Origin of the sequence: Dietzia sp. E1, from assembly GCF_014145015.1 — a bacterium.
Lineage (GTDB): Bacteria > Actinomycetota > Actinomycetes > Mycobacteriales > Mycobacteriaceae > Dietzia > Dietzia cinnamea_A.
Genome location: NZ_JAALDU010000555.1, coordinates 1 through 1,493, shown reverse-complemented (window position 1 = coordinate 1,493; position 1,493 = coordinate 1). Strand labels below are relative to the sequence as shown.

Genomic DNA, 1,493 nt, shown 5'->3' with positions numbered 1-1,493 from the left:
GACGACGGTGGAGGCGGACATGAGGATGGCGCCGACGCTCATGGGCAGTACGAACCCGATCGGGGTGAGGACACCTGCGGCCAGGGGCACGGCGGCGAGGTTGTAGCCGGCCGCCCACCACAGGTTCTGTTTCATCTTGCGGTAGCTGGCCCGGGACAGTTCGATGACCGACAGCACCGCTCTGGGGTCGGATGAGGCCAGGATGACCCCGGCGGAGCCGATCGCGACATCGGTTCCGGCGCCGATGGCGATGCCCACGTCGGCTTGGGCCAGGGCGGGGGCGTCGTTGACGCCGTCGCCGACCATGGCGACCTTCTTGCCTTCGGACTGGAGTTCGGCGACCTTGGCGGCCTTGTCTTCGGGCCGGACCCCGGCGAAGACGCGGTCGATGCCGAGGTCGGCGGCGACGGTGTCGGCCACGGCTTTCGCGTCGCCGGTGATCATGACGACGAGAGCTCCAGCATCGTGCAGGGCGTCGACGGCCGCGCGGGATTCGGGCCGGATCTCGTCGGCCAGCCGCAGTGCGCCGATCACCCGGCCGTCGGCGAGGACGTGCAGGATGATCGCGCCCTCGTCGCGCCACTGGTCGGCGACGGGCAGTTCGTCGCGTCCGTGCTGATCGAGCAGGTAGGGGCCGCCGACCTCGACCACGGTGCCGCCCACCGTGGCCCTCACGCCCACGGCCGGGGAGGAGGAGAAGTCGGTCGCCGTCGACATGGTGAGGTCCCGGGCCCGGGCGGCCCCGACGACGGCTCTGGCGAGTGGGTGTTCACTGTCGCTCTCCGCCGCGGCGGCCAGGGCGAGCACCTCGTTCTCGGTGTGCCCGTCTATCGCTTTGATTCCGGTGATGGTGGGTTCGCCCTTGGTCAGGGTGCCGGTCTTGTCGAACAGGACGGCGTCGACGGTGCGCATCGACTCGAGCGCGATTCGGTCCTTGATCAGGACGCCGCCGCGGGCGGCGCGTTCGGTGGCGATCGACACCACCAGCGGGATCGCCAGGCCGAGTGCGTGGGGGCAGGCGATGACCAGCACGGTGACCGTGCGCACCACCGCCGCATCCGGCAGGCCGAGCACGCTCCAGACGACGGCGGTGATCACGGCCGAGGCGAGGGCGAACCAGAACAGCCACCCGGCGGCGGCATCGGCGAGGCGCTGAGCGCGAGAGGACGAGGCCTGGGCGTCGGTGACCAGTTTCTGAATCCCAGCCAGCGCTGTGTCCTGACCGATGGCGGTAACCTCGACGCGCAGGCCCGAGTCGGTGGCCACCGTGCCGGCGACGACGTGGTCGCCGGTATCGCGGCGGACCGCCTGGGATTCGCCGGTGACCATAGATTCGTCCATGCTGGCCGAGCCGTCGATGATCTTGCCGTCGGCGGGTACCGACGCCCCGGGGCGGACGATCACCACGTCCCCGACCTGCAGCTCGGCCGGGGCAACGGTGATGACGTTCTCGCCGTCGACCTTCTCGGCCTCATCCGGCAGCAGCGCCGCCA

General features: G+C 70.7%; 1 protein-coding gene. It reads right to left on the bottom strand.

Annotated elements, in window-relative coordinates; genetic code table 11:
* Positions 1-1,493 (bottom strand): heavy metal translocating P-type ATPase (locus tag G6030_RS15475; protein WP_182643724.1); only part of this gene is annotated, 1,493 nt, incomplete at both ends.